Genomic DNA, 17243 nt, shown 5'->3' with positions numbered 1-17243 from the left:
CGGGACGCCCGCGCGGCCGGCCCGTCGATCCGACTCGGCCCGTCGGGTCGGACCGGCCGGTCCGTCAGCGCGCGCGTGGCCGCCCCGAGGGGCGGCGCCGCTCCGCCGCGGAACGCACCCGGAGCTCGGCGGGGCCCCGGGGCCAGGTCACCGAGACCGGCGGGTCACAGGGGCCGCGGCGGACCGAGGAGTGGTGTGCGGACCGGAGCCGCGAGCCCCACGAACACGACCATCTCGTGGCCCCCCGGGTTGGTCTGTACCGGGACGTCACGCCAGTTGTTGGCGAGCCAGACGTTGCCGGAGGGGTCGATCTGTACCGCGGTGTTGCGCTCCAGGCCGTCACTGGTGTATCCGGTGTCCGACGGAGAGATCGGATCCCCGGTTCGGAGCCCCGGCGGACAGGCGGACTCGCGAACCCCGCAGAGGTTGGCCAGCCGGTGCCCGCCGAAGTTCGCCACCCAGACGGTGTCCTCACCGTCGACGGCCACGCCCCAGGGGAGGAAGAGGCCGTCGTTGACGAACGGCCGAGCGGGGGTGGAGCCGTCGGGACGCACCATGGTCACGGAGGCGTCCACGTGCCGCGTCTCGATGTCGACGACGGCCTCCGCGACCATGGCGGGCGTGGTCCCCTCGCAGGGCGCCACCACGGCGCCGCTGTTGGCCACCCAGACGTTGCCCCGACTGTCCGAGGCGACGCCCATGGGCCGCTTGATCCCACCCCCCGTGACCGAACGCAGCGGCTTGCCCCGCGCGGACAGCACCATGACGCTGTCGCTCCCGTTGCCGCTCACCCAGGCGCGTCCGCGCGGGTCCACCGCCACGCCGAACGGCTTGACCAGCCGATCGCCGCCGGGCGCGATGTTCCGTGCCCGGCGCGCGTTCCCCTGGGGGATCCGCGTGACGCTCCTGCCACCACAGTTGGCGATCCACACGTTGCCGTCCGGGTCCGACAGGACACCCTGCGGCTGGACGATCTTCCCCTGCCGCCAACCCAGGGGCGGGGAGAGCGGTCGACCACCGGGGCCGAACTCCGAGACGCTGCGGTAGAAGCGCTCGGCATCGATCGGACAACCGGCCCCCTGGAAGCCGAAATTGGTCGCCCAGACCCGGCCCCGGGGATCGATGGCCGTCCCGAACCCGACCCCGTACAGCCCACCGCCCCGGTAGGGGGCTCCCGGAACCGCCCGGCCCGTCGGGGTCAGCCGGGACAGGACACGCGACCCACAGACCGAGTTCCGCGGGTCGTCGTCGAACACGTAGTTGTTGCCGATCCACGCGGTGCCCCGCGCGTCGAACGCGACGTTGCCCGGCCCGTCCAGCTCGTGCCCGTTGCCCACGTAGCGCAACGCGAGCGTCCAGGCGTCGGGCGCCCGGCCCAGGCGGGGGCGGTACGTCCTCCTCCCGTCGGCCAGCGCGTAGAGTTCGGCGACGTTGTTTCCGGGCAGCGCGGCGATGTCCGCGACAGCCTGGAAGGTCTCCCGGGGCACGGGGGATCCGGGCCTGGCGGCCAGTTCGAGAAGGCGCGCGCATCGACCCCCCGCCGTGCAGGCGGAGAGGATGTCCGCCAACGTGTTGAAGGCCCGCAGCGTGGACGTCTCGTCGCCGTTCGGAGCGTCGGCGAGCGTGCGGGCCACCCCTCCGTCACGGACGTCGGCAAGGTTGTGGGCGACGGCAGCGGCGTTCCGCAACCCCGGGTCACGGCCCGCCACCTCTCCTCCCCGGGTGAACTGGGCCAAGGCGTAGCCCGCCGCGACGGTGGTGCGCTCGTTGAGCACCACCCGCGGCCGGTGGCGCCCACCACTCAGCACGGCGACCAACCGGACGGGCCGGGTGCGCCCCGCCGCACGCCGTCCGGCCTGCGAGGCGTCCGCGGTGAGGTACAACACGGCGTCGTCGGGGTCCTTCAAGACCCGGTGGTCGATCCTGAACCGGCCGCGGGAGTCGCTGCGGGTGCGCGCCAACTCCCTCGCTCCGGAGCGGGAGTCGTCCCCGGCGCGCCACAGCGTCACCCGGGCTCCGCTGATCGGGCCCGCGGCGCCGCGCACCACACCACGCTGGTCCGACGTCGTCGCGGAGGGCGGCGGGCCGTCGGAGCCACGTGGATAGGCGGCGCCGGTCACCAGAGAGGCGAGGACGGCGGTGAGCAGAGCGGCTCGGCGACGGCGCACGGGAGCTCCGTTCTTCTGTGAGGTCGGATGTCGCCGAGTGCCTCGCGCACACGGGCCGCGGCTGCGCGGCGACCGCCTCACCGTGACATCCGCGGAGCCGTGGGCGGGTCGCTCGCCGCCGTGCGCCGCCATCGCCACCCGTTCAAGCGACCGAAAGCGACCGGACGGACGCCGGAACCCGACGTTCGGACGCCGCACCGTCGACCCTGTTCGCCACGCCGACGCGGCAGCCCGGGCCCGGTCCCGCGCCACGTCCGGGCGACCGGAGGCCCGAGACGTCCGGACATCCGCGCGAGCAGGACGCGTCCGCGTCCGGCCGCCGTCGCCCCGAGGCATCGCCACGGGGCCGAGGGCCGGCCCCCGTCGGCGACCGACGCCACGACCTCGGGGCGCGCACGACGTCCGCCGACGACCGCCCCTTCCGGTGCCGGCGGCGGTACCGCCCTCGCGGAGGGGCGGCCACGCGATGGTCAGCCGAGTTGTCGCGGAGCGTCGGTGGCGATCCGCTCGAAGACCGCCTGGTCGGCGGCGAAGACGGAGTCGGGGATCGGCCAGTGGACCACGATCTCGGTGAATCCGATCTCTCGGTGGCGACCGGCGAAGTCGACGAAGGCGTCGACGGACCGCAGCGGCCCGTTCCGCTCGGGGGTGAAGCCGTGGAGCAGGATCTTGTCGAGCTCCGCAGCGTCGCGGCCGGCGTCGGCACAGGCCTTTCCGAGCTTCTCGATCTGGCCGCGCAAGGCGTCCGCCGACTCCTCCGGGGTGCCCGTCTCGGACAACTTCGGGTCGCCCGTCGTCACCCACCCCTGTCCGTGGCGGGCGGCCAGCCTCAGACCACGGGGGCCGGTCGCCGCGACCGCGAACGGCAGCCGGGGCCGCTGCACACAGCCGGGCAGGTTCCGGGCCTCCTCCGCGGCGTAGAAGTCGCCCCGCTGCGAGACCGCGCCCTCGGTGAGCAGGCGGTCGAGCAACGGAACGAACTCCGCGAACCGGTCCGCCCGCTCCCTGGGCGTCCACGCGTCCTGGCCCAGCGCCGTCGCGTCGAAGCCGTTGCCCCCGGCACCGATACCGAGGGTGAGGCGTCCGCCGGAGATGTCGTCCAGCGAGATCAGTTCCTTGGCGAGCGTCACCGGGTGCCTGAAGTTCGGCGAGGTGACGAGAGTGCCGAGGCGGATGTCCTCCGTGACCGACGCCGCGGCCGTGAGCGTGGGGAGCGCCCCGAACCAGGGTCCGTCCCGGAACGACCGCCACGACAGGTGGTCGTAGGTGTACGCGGCGTGGAACCCGAGGTCTTCCGCCCGCCGCCAGATCTTCTGTCCCTCGCTCCACCGGTGGATGGGGAGGATCACCGTGCTCAAACGCATGACCCCGACGATACGCGGGCCTCTCCTCCCCCTTCCGCCTCCCGCACAGGCGAGCGGTACGGCCCGCTCGCGGCGCGGGATCACGCCCTTCTCGTCCCTCCCCTCGTTCGTCCTGGGGCGCGCGGGCGGAGGGCACCCCGGCGGGCGGCGGAGAGCGAGGCCCGGCGCCTCCGCCGCGGGGGTCGGGAACCGGCCATGGGGCGGACGCGCACAGCACGCGTGCGCGGTGGGGCGCACAAGCGTGCGAGCACGTGGGGAACAATGAGCGCGTGACCTCAGCGACCCGTCGACTCCCCAGCGGACGGGCGGACACCGTCCGCCCCCGCCTGATCGCCACCGATCTGGACGGCACCCTGTTGCGCGACGACAAGACGGTGTCGCCACGCACGGTGGCCGCCTTGGCCGCCGCCGAAGAGGCGGGCGTCGAGGTCTTCTTCGTCACCGGTCGCCCGGCCCGGTGGATGGACACGGTGAGCGAGCACGTCCACGGCCACGGCCTCGCCATCTGCGGCAACGGGGCCGCCGTGGTCGACCTGCACGGTGAGGCCGGTTCACACCGCTTCGTCACGGTGCGCGAACTGGCCCGGGACAACGCGCTGGAGGCCGTGCGCCGCCTGCGCGACGCGGCACCCGGGACGGTCTACGCGGTGGAGCAGACCTACGGCTTCAACCAGGAACCGGACTATCCGCGACTGCACCTGGAGATCCCCGATGTCCTGGCCCCCGCGGAGGAGCTGCTCGGGCGGAACGGGCCCGCCCCGAGGGAACCGGTGCTGAAGATCCTCGCCTTCCACCCCCGACTGGACCCCGACACCTTCCTCCGCGTGGCCAGGGCCGCCATCGGCGGCCGTGCCGGTGTGACCCGCTCCAGCCCCAACGCCCTGGTCGAGATCAGCGGGCCGGGCGTCTCCAAGGCCAGTACCCTCGCCCTGTGTTGTGCGGAGCGGGGCATCTCACACGAGGCCGTCGTCGCCTTCGGGGACATGCCGAACGACGTCGAGATGCTCAGTTGGGCGGGCCGGTCGTACGCGATGGGCAACGCCCACCCGGACGTCGTGGCGGCGGCCTCGGGCCGGACGTACGCCAACAACGACGACGGTGTCGCGATCGTGATCGAGAGGCTGCTGCGGCCGTAGGCGTGGAACCGCGCTCGGCCTCGGGCGACGGGCGAGGCGAGGCCCAGGACGACACGCGGGGTCGGAGCCCTTCGAGGGCCCGCGTCGGCGGACGCGATCAGCGGGCCCGCGAGCGTCTCCCGCGCTCAGTACGGTGCCTCCCACACGACCGTCGTGCCCCGACCGCCCGGACCGAGACCAGGCTCGATGCGCTCGGCTCCGCCCAGGCTCTCGGCCCGCCTCTGGAGATTCCGCAGTCCGCTTCGCCGGCGGCGGTCCTCGGGGATGCCCACCCCGTCGTCGGCGACGGTCAACCGGACGCCGGGTACTCCGCCGGGCAACGTGACGGTGGCATCGAGCACGATCTCGATCCGGGTGGCCCGCGAGTGCCGGAAGGCGTTGGAGAGCGTCTCGCGGAGCGCGGCGATGAGATTGCGTCCGGTGAGGTCGCCGATCGCGTCGTCCACGGGTCCGAGGCGGCGGTACGACGGGGTGAACCCGAGAGCCACGGCGGCGGTGGTGATCTCCCGCAGCACCCGGACGGAGAGTCCCGGCGACCACTCGGCGGGCTGCCGCAACGCGAAGACCGCCGAGCGGATCTCGTCGATGGTCACACCGAGTTCCTCGACCGCTCTCCGCACCCCGTCCCGAACCTCCGGCACCGCTGTGCGGCGTTGGGCGTCCGTCAGCATCGTCCCGGTGGCGAGCAACTGCTCGATGACCAGTTCGTGCAGGTCACGGGCGACTCGCTGGCGCTCCGCGTAGACGGCGAGACGCTCTCGGTCGCGTTCCGCCTCGGCCAGTGCCAAGGCCAGGGCGGCCTGTTCCGCGAACTGGGCGGCGGACACCCGCTCGCTCGGGGCGAACGGCCGACCGCCGCGGGCCCGGGGCAGGACGAGAGCGCCGAGAACCCGTTCGTCGACACAGAGCGGCAGCATCGCGGTGGGCCCGAAGCGGCTCTTCGCCGCCACGTCGACGCAGGCGAGCGCGTCGGTCGCGAGGTCGTCCAGATGGACGGCGCGTCCGTCGAGCAGCGGGACGAAGGTCTCGCATTCCCTGGCGACACCGGTGTCGAGAACCCCGGTCGCCTCCGGCGGGTCGGCGGCGGCGACTTCCAGTCGATCATCGACGAACAACACCACGATTCCGGCGTCCGAGTCGGACAGCCGTCGCGCCTGTTCGGCCACGATGCGCAGGGCGTCGACGAGGTCGCCCTCGCCCCGTAGCGCCCGGGTGACGGCGAGGGCTCCGTCGATCCATCGTTCGTGTTGCCGCGCGGCCTCGTAGAGGCGGGCATTGCCGATGGCCATGCCCGCCTCGGTGGCCAACACCCGGACCACGTGGAGATCGTTCGCCTCGAATCCGGTACCCCCGAGCTTCTCGGCGAGATAGAGGTTGCCGAAGGCCTCGCCGTGAACCCGGATGGGCACTGCGAGGAAGCCCCGCATCGGGGCGTGGTCCGGGGGGAGGCCACCTTCCGTCGGGTCGGTGGTGAGGTCGGCGAGTCGCACCGGGCCCGGATCGTCGAGCAGCGCGCCCAGAAGGCCCTTGCGACCGCCGGGAAGCCCGCCGCCCGCCGCGTCGACGCCGTACTGCACGAAGTCCTCCAGGCCCTCGCCGTCCTCGGTGAGCACACCGATGGCCGCGTACCGCGCCTCGGCCAGCGTGGCCGCCGTCTCGCAGATCCGCTCCAGCGTGGTGCGCAGTTCCAGCCCGCTGCCGACGGAGCGCATCGCCGTCAGCAGCTTCGGTACCCGCTCGCGCAACTCGGACGAGACCCCTTCCTCTTCCTCGGGCCGCCGAGAGCCGGGGGGCGAGGATGCCATACTCCGAGACTAATCAGGGTGATCTGCCCGGTAAAGTCCGATCTAGTGGACCGCCTCGGCCTCCACTTCCCGGGCGATCATCGCTCGGAGCGGCCCGTCGGTGTCGGCCAGCTCGGCGAAGGGGCCCCGCTGAGCGACGCGCCCGTCTTCCAACACCATCACCTCGTCCACGGCTTCGAGACCCGCCAGGCGGTGCGTGATCAGTACCGTGGTCCGGCCCTCGGTGGCGGCGAGGAGCTCACGCGTGAGCGCGTCGGCGGTCCGCAGATCCAGGTGCTCCGCGGGTTCGTCCAGGACCAGCACGGGGAAGTCGGCCAGCAGTGCCCTGGCCAGGGCAAGCCGCTGACGCTGACCACCGGAGAGGCACGCACCGTGCTCGCCGACCAGGGTGTCCAAGCCCTCGGGGAGGCGTTCGACCCACTCCAGCAGCCTCGCGCGGTCCAGCACGCGCCAAAGATCCGCGTCGGTGGCGTTCTTCCTGGCCAGGAGGAGGTTCTCCCGGAGAGAGCTGTCGAAGAGGTGCGCGTCCTGCGCGCACAGCCCCACGTGTCGCCGCACGTCGTCGCTCTCCAGATCACGCGCCTCCACCCCGCCCAGGGTGTACGAGCCCTCCTCCGCTTCGAGGAACCGCAGGAGGACCCCTGCCAGGGTGGTCTTGCCCGAGCCCGACGGCCCCACCACGGCCAAACGCCGCCCCTCGGCCAGAGTCAGGTCCACCCCGTCCAGCGCCGGCCGGTGCTGCCCGGGGTGGCGAGCGCGCAGGCCGCGGAGAACGAGCGGGAACGGCGTGTCCGGGGCTGGGCGGGGCGACTCCGGCTCCACGACGGGATCCGGCGCGTCCAGGACCTGAGACACCCGCTCGGCGCTGCGCCGCACCCGTTGCCGGTGTTGCACCGCGAGCGGCATCCCCAGTACCCCTTCGAAGGCGGCGACGCAGGTCAGCACGGTCACCGCCGCGAGCAGACCGTCGAACCGACCGTCGGCCACCGCACGGACGACGACGAAGGCACCGGCGGTGAGCGTGAGCCCCGAGACCAGGGCGGTCAGCCCGTCCCCGATGGCGACGGCCCTCGCCTCGCGGGACGCGATCCGGGTGAGCTCGGCGTCGGCCCGTCGGACCGCGCCCGCCCTCCCCCGGAGCGCACCGGCGACGGTCAGCTCCGCGATGCCGCCGAACAACTCGGTCACCCGTACCGCGAGCGCCGCGCGGGCGGGGGCAAGCCGACGATCGGCCCGCCGGGCCACCGACGCGGTGACCGCAGGCACCCCCACCCCGGCCGCGAGCAAGCCCGCCGCCAGTACCGCGCCCGCCTCGGGAAGCATCCAGGCCGTGAAGGCCACGGCCGCCCCGGAGACCACGACCGCGGAGCCGGCGGGCAGCCACCAGCGCAGCCAGTGGTCCTGCAAGGCGTCCACGTCGGCGACGAGACGGACCAGCAGATCGCCCCGCCTGCGATCCCGCAACCCAGCGGGGGCCAGTCGTTCGAGCCGGCGGTAGACGGCGACCCTGGTGTCGGCCAGCATGCGCAGGACGGCGTCGTGGGATACGAGACGTTCCGCGTACCGGAAGACCGCGCGGCCGATGCCGAAGGCCCGGGTGGCGGTCACGGCCAGCATCAGATAGAGGACCGGGGGTTGCTGCGCGGCTCGGGAGATCAGCCAACCCGAGGTGGCCATCAGCCCGACGGCCGACCCGAGGGCGAGCGAGCCGAGCAGCAAGGCGAGCCCGAGCCGTCCCCGCCTGGCCGGGGCAGCCGCCCGGACACGGACGAGTGCGCGCCCCCCGCGACTGCGCCCCGGTGCGAGGACGGCGAGTCCGCCACCGTCTTCCGGCCCGGCCGGCTCCCCGCCGGCGACGGACGGCGAGGGAGACGGCGCCGCGGCGGGGGAGCCAGGGGAAGCCACCGGCGCGGTGGAGGGCTCCTCGTCGCCCGGCAACCGCACGACGCGGTCCGCCACCCGCAGCAGCGCGGGACGGTGCGTGACGAGAAGAACGGTCCGATCGACGGATAGCCGCCGCACCGCCTCCACGACATCGGCCTCCGTAGTCCCGTCCAGGGCCGCCGTCGGTTCGTCCATGAGGAGGATCGGCCGATCCGCCAGGAACGCCCGCGCCAGGGCCAACCGCTGCCGTTGCCCCGCGGACAGTCCGGTGCCGTCCTCACCGAGGACGGTCCGCTCCGCCTCCGGCAGAGCGTCCACGAAGGCGAGTGCCCCGGCGTGCCGCAGCGCCCGCCGCACCGCGGCGTCGTCGGCGTCGGGGCGGGCCAACCGCACGTTGTCGGCGACCGTTCCGGCGAACACGTGGGGGCGCTGGGGCACCCAGGCGACCCGCGCGCGCCAAAGCGCCGGGTCCGCCTCGGCGAGATCGACACCCCCGACGCGTACGTGCCCGGCCGCCGGCTTCACGAAGCCGAGCACCACATCGACCAGTGTCGACTTGCCCGCTCCGCTGGGCCCGACCAACGCGACGGTCTCGCCGGGCCGCACGGTGAAGGTCACGTCCGTCACCACGTCGCCGCTCCGCCCCGGACGTCGGACCGTCACCCCGTCGAAGTCGATCGCCCCCGAGCGAGGCACGATGGCGTGTCCGTGGCGCGGTGCCGGGGTCTCCAGGATCCGGAAGACGTCCTCGGCCGCCGCCAGCCCCTCCGCCGCCGCGTGGTATCGCGCCCCGACCTGGCGAAGTGGCAGGTAGGCCTCCGGTGCGAGCAGGAGCACGAGGAGACCGTGGTACAACGTCATCTCACCGTGGACGAGCCGCATGCCGATCGTGACGGCGACCAGGGCGACCGACAGTGTGGCGAGCAACTCCAAGGCGAACGAGGAGAGGAAGGCGACCCGAAGGGTCCGCATGGTCGCTCGACGGTACTCATCGGTGATCCGCTTGATCGACTCGGCCTGGGCACGGGCTCGCCCGAACACCTTCAGCGTGGGCAGCCCGACCACCACGTCCAGGAAGTGGCCGGACAGTCGGGACAGCAGACGCCACTGCCGGTCCATGCGGGACTGCGTCGCCCAGCCGATGAGGACCATGAACACGGGGATGAGCGGCAGGGTGCCGACGATGATGGCGGCCGAGACCCAGTCCTCCGTGACGATGCGGGCCAGTACGGCGGTGGGGACCACCACAGCGAGGCCCAACTGGGGCAGATAGCGGGAGAAGTACTCGTCGAGGGCGTCCACACCCCGAGTCGCCAGAGTGACCAGCGACCCCGTGCGCTGCCCGCTGAGCCATCCCGGGCCGAGGGCGGCGGCCCGGTCCAGGAGGCGGATCCGGAGTTCCGACTTGACGGCCGCCGCGGCCCGATGCGCGGCGCTCTCCGTCAGTCGACCCACGACCGCCCGGCCACAGGCGACGGCCACCGACAACAGAAGCGGCGTCCGTAGCTCGGCGACCGATCGCCCGTGTTGGAAGGCGCCCACGACGATGTCGGCGACGAGCATGGCCTGGCCGACGAGCAGGCCGGCGCCGACGCCCCCCAGCACCACCAAGGCCAGGAGGAAGCCACGCGTGGCTCGGGCGTATCGCCACAACCGAGGATCGACCGGTTTCACGTGGAACACGTCCCCTTCGGGCTCGTTGTTTCACGTGGAACGGCGCACCTGGGACGCGTCATCGTGTCGCACCCTTCTCAGTGCCCGGCATCGGCGAGGTGATGGGTGCCGATCCGCTTCCGGAACACCCAGTACGTCCAGCCCTGGTAGAGCAGAACGAGGGGCGTGGCGATCACCGCCAACCAGGTCATGATGCGCAGCGTGTACGGGCTGGACGAGGCGTTGGTCACGGTGAGGCTCCATCCGGCGTCCAGCGTGGACGGCATGACGGCGGGAAAGAGCGTCAGGAAGAGCATGGCGACGGTCGCCACGATGGTGACCCCGGAGAGGGCGAAGGCCCATCCCTCGCGAGCGGCTCGGTTCGCGGCCAGGGAGCCGACGAGGGCGACGACCGCCACCATCAGTGCGAGCAGGCTCCACCGGTCCCCGCCCCCCGACTGGGTCCACCCCAGGAAGACCGAGGCCAGGATCGCTGTGAGCACGCCCACACGGGCGGCCAGAGCCCGGGCGCGGAGCCGGATCTCTCCGACCGTCTTGAGCCCCGTGAACACGGCTCCGTGGAAGGTGAACAGGCTGAGGGTCACCAGCCCGCCCAACAAGGCGTAGGGGTTGAGCAGGTCGACGACACCACCCACGTACTCCAGGTCACGATCGATGGGGACACCTCGGACGATGTTGCCGAAGGCCACACCCCAGAGGAACGCCGGTATCAGGGAGGTCCAGAAGATCGCGGTCTCCCAGTTCCGCTGCCACCGTTCCCCCGCCCGCTTGACCCGGTACTCGAAGGCCACGCCGCGGACGATGAGGCAGACGAGGATGGCCAGCAACGGCAGGTAGAACCCGGAGAAGAGGGTGGCGTACCACTCCGGGAACGCCGCGAAGGTCGCCCCGCCAGCGGTGAGCAGCCATACCTCGTTCCCGTCCCAGACCGGCCCGATGGTGTTGATCAGTACCCGCTTCTCGGGCCGGTCCCTCGCCAGCAGTCGGGTGAGCACGCCCACGCCGAAGTCGAAGCCCTCCAGGAAGAAGTAGCCGGTCCACAGGACGGCTATCAGGACGAACCAGACGTCATGCAGTTCCATGTCGGTCAGCTCCCTCGACCTAGTACGAGAACGCCATGGGCTTGTCGGCGTCCCGGGGGTCGCCGCCGATCCGGGTGGGGGGGTTCAGGTCGGCCTCGGTCAACTCGGGGGGTCCGTCCTTCACGTACTTGGCGAGCAGTCTCACCTCGATGACGGCCAACACCGCGTACAGAAGGGTGAAGACGACCATGGAGATGAGGACTTCGGTCTGGGAGACACCCGGCGACACGGCGTCCTCGGTCCGGAACAAGCCGTAGACGACCCACGGCTGACGCCCCATCTCGGTGAAGATCCAGCCCCAGGAGTTGGCGACGAGCGGGAAGCCCATGGTCCAGAGCGCGGCCAGCCAGTAGAGACGGGTGGTCGAGCGGCCGAGCGGCTTCCCGAACAGGACGAGGTGGGGCACCTCCTCCTCCCCCGTCCGCCAGCGTCCTGGCAGGAGGAACCTCCGGCGGGTGAGCCACAACCCGAGCAGGCCCAGCGAGAGGGACGCCATACCGAAACCGATCATCCATCGAAAGCCCCAGTAGGCGACCGGGACGATCGGCTTGTAGTCGCCGGGCCCGAACTGCTCCCGCAGCGCCTCGTTGGTGTCGTTGATGCCCGGGACGTAGGACTCGAAGTCGCTGTGAGCGAGGAAGGACAGCAGGCCGGGGATCTCCAAGGCGACCTTGTTGTGCCCCTCGTCGACGTCTCCGTAGGCGAAGACGGAGAACGGTGCCGGTTCCTCCCCCTCCCAGAGGGCCTCGGCGGCGGCCATCTTCATCGGCTGCTGCTCGTACATGACCTTGCCCAGGGTGTCTCCGCTGACCGCCGTGAGCAGGCCGCCGACGGCCAGGGTGACCAGACCGAGGCGGAGCGACGTCCGCATCACCGGGATGTGCCTCCCGCGCATAAGGTGGAAGGCGGCGATGCCCACCATGAAGGCACCGCCGGTGAGGAACGCGGCCGAGAAACTGTGGAAGACCTGGTTGACAGCGGTGTTCTGGGTGAGGACCGCCCAGAAGTCGGTCAGCTCGGCGCGCCCCTTCTCCGGGTTGATCCGGTAGCCGACCGGGTGCTGCATCCACGAGTTCGCGGCCAGGATGAAGTAGGCGGACAGCAACGTGCCGATCGAGACCATCCAGATGCAGGCCAGATGGATCTTCTTCGGCAGCTTGTCCCATCCAAAGATCCACAGCCCGATGAAGGTCGATTCGAAGAAGAAGGCGATCAGTGCCTCGAAGGCGAGTGGCGCCCCGAAGACGTCTCCGACGAACCGGGAGTAGTCGGACCAGTTCATACCGAACTGGAACTCCTGCACGATCCCGGTGACCACGCCCATGGCGATGTTGATCAGGAAGAGCTTGCCCCAGAACTTGGTCGCCTGGAGGTACTTCTCCTTGCCTGTCCGCACCCAGGCCGTCTGCAGCCCCGCCGTGAGAGCGGCAAGCGAGATCGTCAACGGGACGAACAGGAAGTGGTAGACGGTGGTGATCCCGAACTGCCAACGCGCCAGCGTCTCCGGCGCCAAAGCCATGTCCACGTCGTCGTTCTCCCTCGCTTCGCCACCGCCCCACGAGGGCGGCGCCTCGTGTCCGCGCACCACCCTCGTGAGGAGGGCCCACCAACCATGCTTGTGAACGCGTTCACATTCACAAGCATTATGTCGTACTGCTTTCGGCCATTTGTCAGGGGGGTCCCATGTGGCCCTGGCCACGCGCGTCGCGGTCTCTCGACCGGCCGCGGACCCGGGGCGCCGAGGGCGGACGGCGCCGGGGGGAGGGGTCCGCACTGCGGGCGGAGGAGCGGCCCGGGGAATCCGGCTCCACACGCCGGACGACGGCAGAGCCGCCGGACGACGGGGGGGCCGGCGGCTCTGTCGGGTGAGGCGCCGGGGCCCCGGGGCGGCGAAACCGCCCGGGGACCCGCGCGCCGATTCAGAGAATTCGGTGGAACTGCTCCGCCGTCTTCAACAGGATGTCGTTGGCCTCGTTCTCGCCGATCGTGATGCGGACGCCTTCCCCGGGGAACGGGCGGACGACCACTCCGGCCTGTTCGCACGCGTCGGCGAAGGCCGCGGTGCGCTCGCCCAGCCGCAGCCACACGAAGTTGGCGTGGGTCCCGGGGACCGTCCAGCCCTGGGACCGCAGCTCGTCGACCACCCGGGTACGTTCGCCGACGAGGTTGCCGACCCGCCCCAGCAGTTCGTCCTCCGCCCGCAGCGAGGCGATGGCCGCCGCCTGCGCGGGAGCGCTGACGCCGAACGGGACCGCCGTCTTGCGCAGGGCCGCCGCCACCGGCTCGTGCGCGACGGCGAACCCGACCCGCAGACCCGCCAGGCCGTAGGCCTTGGAGAAGGTGCGCAGGACGCAGACGTTGGGGCGGCTCCTGTACACCTCGACGCCGTCCGGGACCTCGCGGTCGCGAACGAACTCGCGGTAGGCCTCGTCGAGCACGACCAGGACATCCGCCGGCACCCGGTCCAGGAAGCGCTCCAGGGCGTCCCGCCGCACGGCGGTACCGGTCGGGTTGTTGGGATTGCAGACGAAGATCAGGCGGGTTCGCGCGGTCACGGCGTCCGCCATCGCGTCCAGGTCGTGTTCCTCACCGACGGTCAGCGGGACGGGCACGGCCGTCGCGCCGCTGATCCGAGTGATGATCGGGTAGGCCTCGAAGGACCGCCAGGCGTAGATCACCTCGTCGCCCGGCCCCGAGGTGGCCTGGAGCAGTTGCTGGGCGACGCCCACGGATCCGGTGCCCGTGGCGAGATGCGCGAGCGGGACGCCGAACCGCTCGGACAGTTCGTCCATCAGACCGGCGCAGGCCATGTCCGGGTAGCGGTTGAAGGAGGCCGCGGCGGCCACCACCGATTCCAGCACCCCGGGCAACGGCGGATAGGGGTTCTCGTTGGAGGAGAGTTTGTAGGCGACACGTCCCCCGGACGCCGCGGCCCTGCCCGGCCGGTACGTGGGGATGTCCTCCAGTTCGGCGCGCAACTTGGGGCTCGTCTCGCTCACCGCAGTCCTCCTCGTGATCACCGCCGGTATCCCGCACTCCTCACCCTATGAGGGTTCGGCGCCCACGCGTACAGGTGAGCGGGGCCTGATCGCTCCGCGTATCGAAGGCGGAGGTCCGGACGAGACCGGTCGGCGGGCGGCCGATTCCCGTACGGAACCCCGCGCCCTCGCACAGGGGGCGCACGGCAGGAACCGCCACGCGCCGTGGCTCGCGCCCTGGCGCGCATCACCCGTGAAGGTGAGTTGAGCACCTGCGGCGAGGCCCGCGACCGTCGCGACCGTCGCTCACCCGCGCGGCCGAGATGAGGGATTGGACGAGCAATGACGCTACATCGCAAGGGAGTTGTCTACTATTGACCATGCAGAAACGTACCTGCCATCGAGCGCATATGCGCTCGCTCCACCCCCTCGTATGAGCCCTACTATCGGCTCGCCATGACACCAGCAGGGAAGCATCAGGTGAGCCGCGCGGAAACCTCACGTCGGAGCAGTCGGCCGAGCCGGGCGGGCATCAGGGACGTGGCCGCCGCCGCCGGCGTCTCCATCACGACCGTCTCCGACGCCCTCAACGGCAAGGGACGACTACCCGATGCCACGCGTCGTCACGTGCGCGAGGTGGCCGACCGACTGGGCTATCGCCCCTCGGCAGCGGCGCGCACTCTCCGCACGGGGAAGTCCGGGCTCATCGGACTGACCGTCACCACCTACGGCGAGGAGCCCTTCACCTTCACCGAGTTCGCCTACTTCGCGGACATGGCCAGAGCCGCGACCTCGGCCGCTCTGGCCCGCGGATACGCCTTGGTCATCCTCCCGGCCACCTCCCGCCACGACGTCTGGTCCAACGTCGCGTTGGACGGCACGGTCGTCATCGACCCCTCGGACCAGGACCCGGTGGTCGGCGAACTGATCCGGCAGGGGCTGCCCGTGGTGTCCGACGGCCGTCCGGCCGGCACCCTCCCGGTCACCGCCTGGGTGGACAACGACCACGAGGCGGCGGTCCTCGGCATCCTCGACCACCTCGCGGACGCCGGTGCCCGCCGCATCGGCCTGCTCACCGGCACCTCCACGGACACCTACACACACCTGTCGACCACGGCGTACCTGCGGTGGTGCGAGCGGGTCGGCCAGGACCCGGTGTACGAGGCCTACCAGGCGCACGACCCCGGCGCCGGGGCCATGGCCGCCGACCGGCTCCTCGCCCGTCCCGACAGGCCCGACGCGGTCTACGGCCTCTTCGACCCGAACGGCACCGACCTGCTGGCCGCGGCACGACGCTACGGCCTGCGTGTGCCGGAGGACCTGCTGCTGGTGTGCTGCAGCGAGTCGGCGCACTACGCGGGCACCGAGCCACCCGTCACCACGCTGTCGCTCAAACCGCGCAGAATCGGCACGGCGGTGGTACAGCTCCTGATCGACGCCATCGAGGGTCACACCTCCGAGCGCCCGGTGGAGCAGGTGATACCGACCGAGCTCATCGTGCGGACCTCCTCCCGACGTCGGCCGCCCCGTACCACGGTCCGTCCGCCGCGCTCGCCGGACAGCCGCTGACGGGGCGAGGGACCCACCGCGCGGCGACGGGAGGCCCGGAGCCGCTCCACACGAGCGGGAGGGGGGCCTCCCGCTGCCTTCACCGGCGCCGGTGGACGCCGCCCGGGCACGCGGAGGCGGGCGAGGGGAGGCCGAGGGTGGCGGCGTGCGGCATCGCGGGCGCGCCGCCGACGGGATGGCTGGACACAGCCGACGGAGGGAGCACGCCCCGGATGGCGGGATACGAGGCCGACGAGGCCGAAGAGCGCGCCCAAAGCAGGCGAAAGCCGCGAGGTGGGAGAGTCCAGTTCCGATTCACCGCCCCGCGGTCGTCACATAGCGCCACCCGCGTTCCTATGATGGGCCCACGGCACCGCGGACGGCCACGACCGGGCAGTCCGAAGAGTGCGGCAGCGGCGCGATGGTGGAGGGGTCGATGACTCAGGGGGCCGGTCGGGGACCCGAGGTGGAGCGTACGGCGACGGTGCGCGACTTCCGGGTGCCCGCGTACGTCCACGAGGCCGGGCCGCTCGGCGAGGCCGCTCCGCCCGCAGGCGACACGACCTCACACGAGGGGGACACGCCCGACGGGTACACGCCCACCCTCCGTGACCTGCCCGTCGTGGCTGCCGAGGCCTCCCTCCCGCAGGACACGGATCCCGACGCCTCGGCCGAGGAGGATTCCTCGGGCCCAGGCCCGTTGTACGTGGTCGGCGACGTCCACGGGTACTACGACGAGCTCGTCGCCGCGTTGCGCGAGAAGGAACTCCTCGACGACGAGGGGCGGTGGTGCGCGGGGACCAGCCGCCTGTGGTTCCTCGGCGACTTCACCGACCGGGGTCCGGACGGGATCGGCGTCATCGAGCTGGTGATGAGGCTCTCCGCCGAGGCGGCGGCGGCCGGAGGGTACTGCAAGGCCCTGATGGGCAACCACGAACTGCTGCTGCTCGGCGCCAGGAGGTTCGGCGACACACCGGTCGACTCCGGCGCCGGCACCGCCACCTTCCAGGCCGCCTGGCTGCTCAACGGCGGCCAGAAGACGGACATGGACCGCCTGCAGGACCACCATCTGCAGTGGATGTCCCGACTGGACGCCCTCGAAGAGGTCGACGGCCACCTCCTGGTCCACTCCGACACGACCGCGTATCTCGAGTACGGGCGCTCCATCGAGGAGGTCAACGACACCGTCCGAGAGGCCCTCACCCACAACGACGCCGACGAGGCGTGGGATCTGTTCCGCAAATTCACCAAACGGTTCTCCTTCCGGGACGAGGGCGGTGCCGACGCGGTGCGCTCACTGCTCGATACGTACGGCGGTACCCGCGTCGTTCACGGCCACAGCCCCATCCCGTACCTGCTGGGCGAGGCCGGCTCGGAGAGGGACGACGCGGAGCGTCGGCCGGTCGTCAAGGGGCCGCACGTCTACGCCGACGGACTCGCCATCGCCATGGACGGCGGGGTGACCATGGACGGCAGGCTCTTGGTCGAGCGCCTTCCCCTGACCGACTGACCGCGCTCCGGACCACGCGCCGGCGCCCCGATCCGACGGGCGAGGAGTCCCGAGCCGCGGGTGCCGAGAGTCGATTTTCGGAAAGCCCCTGTCT

General features: G+C 71.8%; 10 protein-coding genes. 3 read left to right on the top strand and 7 right to left on the bottom strand.

Annotated elements, in window-relative coordinates:
* Positions 1-164: 164 nt before the first annotated feature.
* A complete protein-coding gene (locus tag JEK78_RS11055; RefSeq protein ID WP_200263908.1) occupies positions 165-2168 on the bottom strand; it encodes a hypothetical protein in 2004 nt (667 codons plus the stop codon).
* 470 nt (positions 2169-2638) lie between these two features.
* Positions 2639-3532 (bottom strand): LLM class flavin-dependent oxidoreductase, encoded by an 894-nt coding sequence (locus JEK78_RS11050; RefSeq protein ID WP_200263907.1) that lies wholly within the window; start codon positions 3530-3532, stop codon positions 2639-2641.
* Positions 3533-3801: 269 nt separating this feature from the next.
* On the opposite strand from JEK78_RS11050, the gene JEK78_RS11045 reads away from it, so the two are divergent.
* Positions 3802-4668 (top strand): HAD hydrolase family protein, encoded by an 867-nt coding sequence (locus JEK78_RS11045; RefSeq protein ID WP_242483347.1) that lies wholly within the window; start codon positions 3802-3804, stop codon positions 4666-4668.
* 125 nt (positions 4669-4793) lie between these two features.
* On the opposite strand, the gene JEK78_RS11040 is transcribed toward JEK78_RS11045, so the two are convergent.
* The 5 genes from JEK78_RS11040 to hisC form a co-directional block, all read right to left on the bottom strand.
* On the bottom strand, positions 4794-6473 hold the full coding sequence (locus tag JEK78_RS11040) for a GAF domain-containing protein (RefSeq protein ID WP_200263905.1): 1680 nt from the start codon (positions 6471-6473) through the stop codon (positions 4794-4796).
* Between the two features lie 42 nt (positions 6474-6515).
* The gene (gene cydD, locus JEK78_RS11035; protein WP_200264106.1) at positions 6516-10031 is read right to left on the bottom strand and encodes a thiol reductant ABC exporter subunit CydD; all 3516 of its coding nucleotides are present in this window, start codon (positions 10029-10031) and stop codon (positions 6516-6518) included.
* A gap of 77 nt (positions 10032-10108) precedes the next feature.
* Complete coding sequence (gene cydB, locus JEK78_RS11030) at positions 10109-11113, bottom strand: cytochrome d ubiquinol oxidase subunit II (protein ID WP_200263904.1); 1005 nt, start codon at positions 11111-11113, stop codon at positions 10109-10111.
* Positions 11114-11132: 19 nt separating this feature from the next.
* Entirely contained in the window at positions 11133-12638 is a 1506-nt protein-coding gene (locus JEK78_RS11025) for a cytochrome ubiquinol oxidase subunit I (RefSeq protein WP_200263903.1), read from the bottom strand.
* A gap of 394 nt (positions 12639-13032) precedes the next feature.
* A complete protein-coding gene (gene hisC, locus JEK78_RS11020; RefSeq protein ID WP_200263902.1) occupies positions 13033-14112 on the bottom strand; it encodes a histidinol-phosphate transaminase in 1080 nt (359 codons plus the stop codon).
* Between the two features lie 435 nt (positions 14113-14547).
* Between hisC and JEK78_RS11015 the strand changes: the two genes are divergently transcribed.
* Positions 14548-15660 carry a LacI family DNA-binding transcriptional regulator gene (locus JEK78_RS11015; RefSeq protein WP_200263901.1) on the top strand — a complete coding sequence of 371 codons (1113 nt, stop codon included), beginning with the start codon at positions 14548-14550 and terminating at the stop codon, positions 15658-15660.
* Positions 15661-16075: 415 nt separating this feature from the next.
* Complete coding sequence (locus JEK78_RS11010) at positions 16076-17149, top strand: metallophosphoesterase (protein ID WP_200263900.1); 1074 nt, start codon at positions 16076-16078, stop codon at positions 17147-17149.
* Positions 17150-17243: the final 94 nt, after the last annotated feature.

Source organism: Streptomyces sp. HSG2 (assembly GCF_016598575.1).
Classification (GTDB): domain Bacteria; phylum Actinomycetota; class Actinomycetes; order Streptomycetales; family Streptomycetaceae; genus Streptomyces.
The sequence above is the reverse complement of the archived record's forward strand: the minus strand, read 5'-3'. Positions and strand labels throughout refer to the sequence as shown.

Excerpts from the sequence above, each read along its gene's own strand:
- JEK78_RS11050 (WP_200263907.1), bottom strand. The coding sequence starts at position 3,532 with ATGCGTTTGAGCACGGTGATCCTCCCCATCCACCGGTGGAGCGAGGGA.
- JEK78_RS11040 (WP_200263905.1), bottom strand. The coding sequence starts at position 6,473 with ATGGCATCCTCGCCCCCCGGCTCTCGGCGGCCCGAGGAAGAGGAAGGG.
- cydB (WP_200263904.1), bottom strand. The coding sequence starts at position 11,113 with ATGGAACTGCATGACGTCTGGTTCGTCCTGATAGCCGTCCTGTGGACC.
- JEK78_RS11015 (WP_200263901.1), top strand. The coding sequence starts at position 14,548 with ATGACACCAGCAGGGAAGCATCAGGTGAGCCGCGCGGAAACCTCACGT.
- JEK78_RS11010 (WP_200263900.1), top strand. The coding sequence starts at position 16,076 with ATGACTCAGGGGGCCGGTCGGGGACCCGAGGTGGAGCGTACGGCGACG.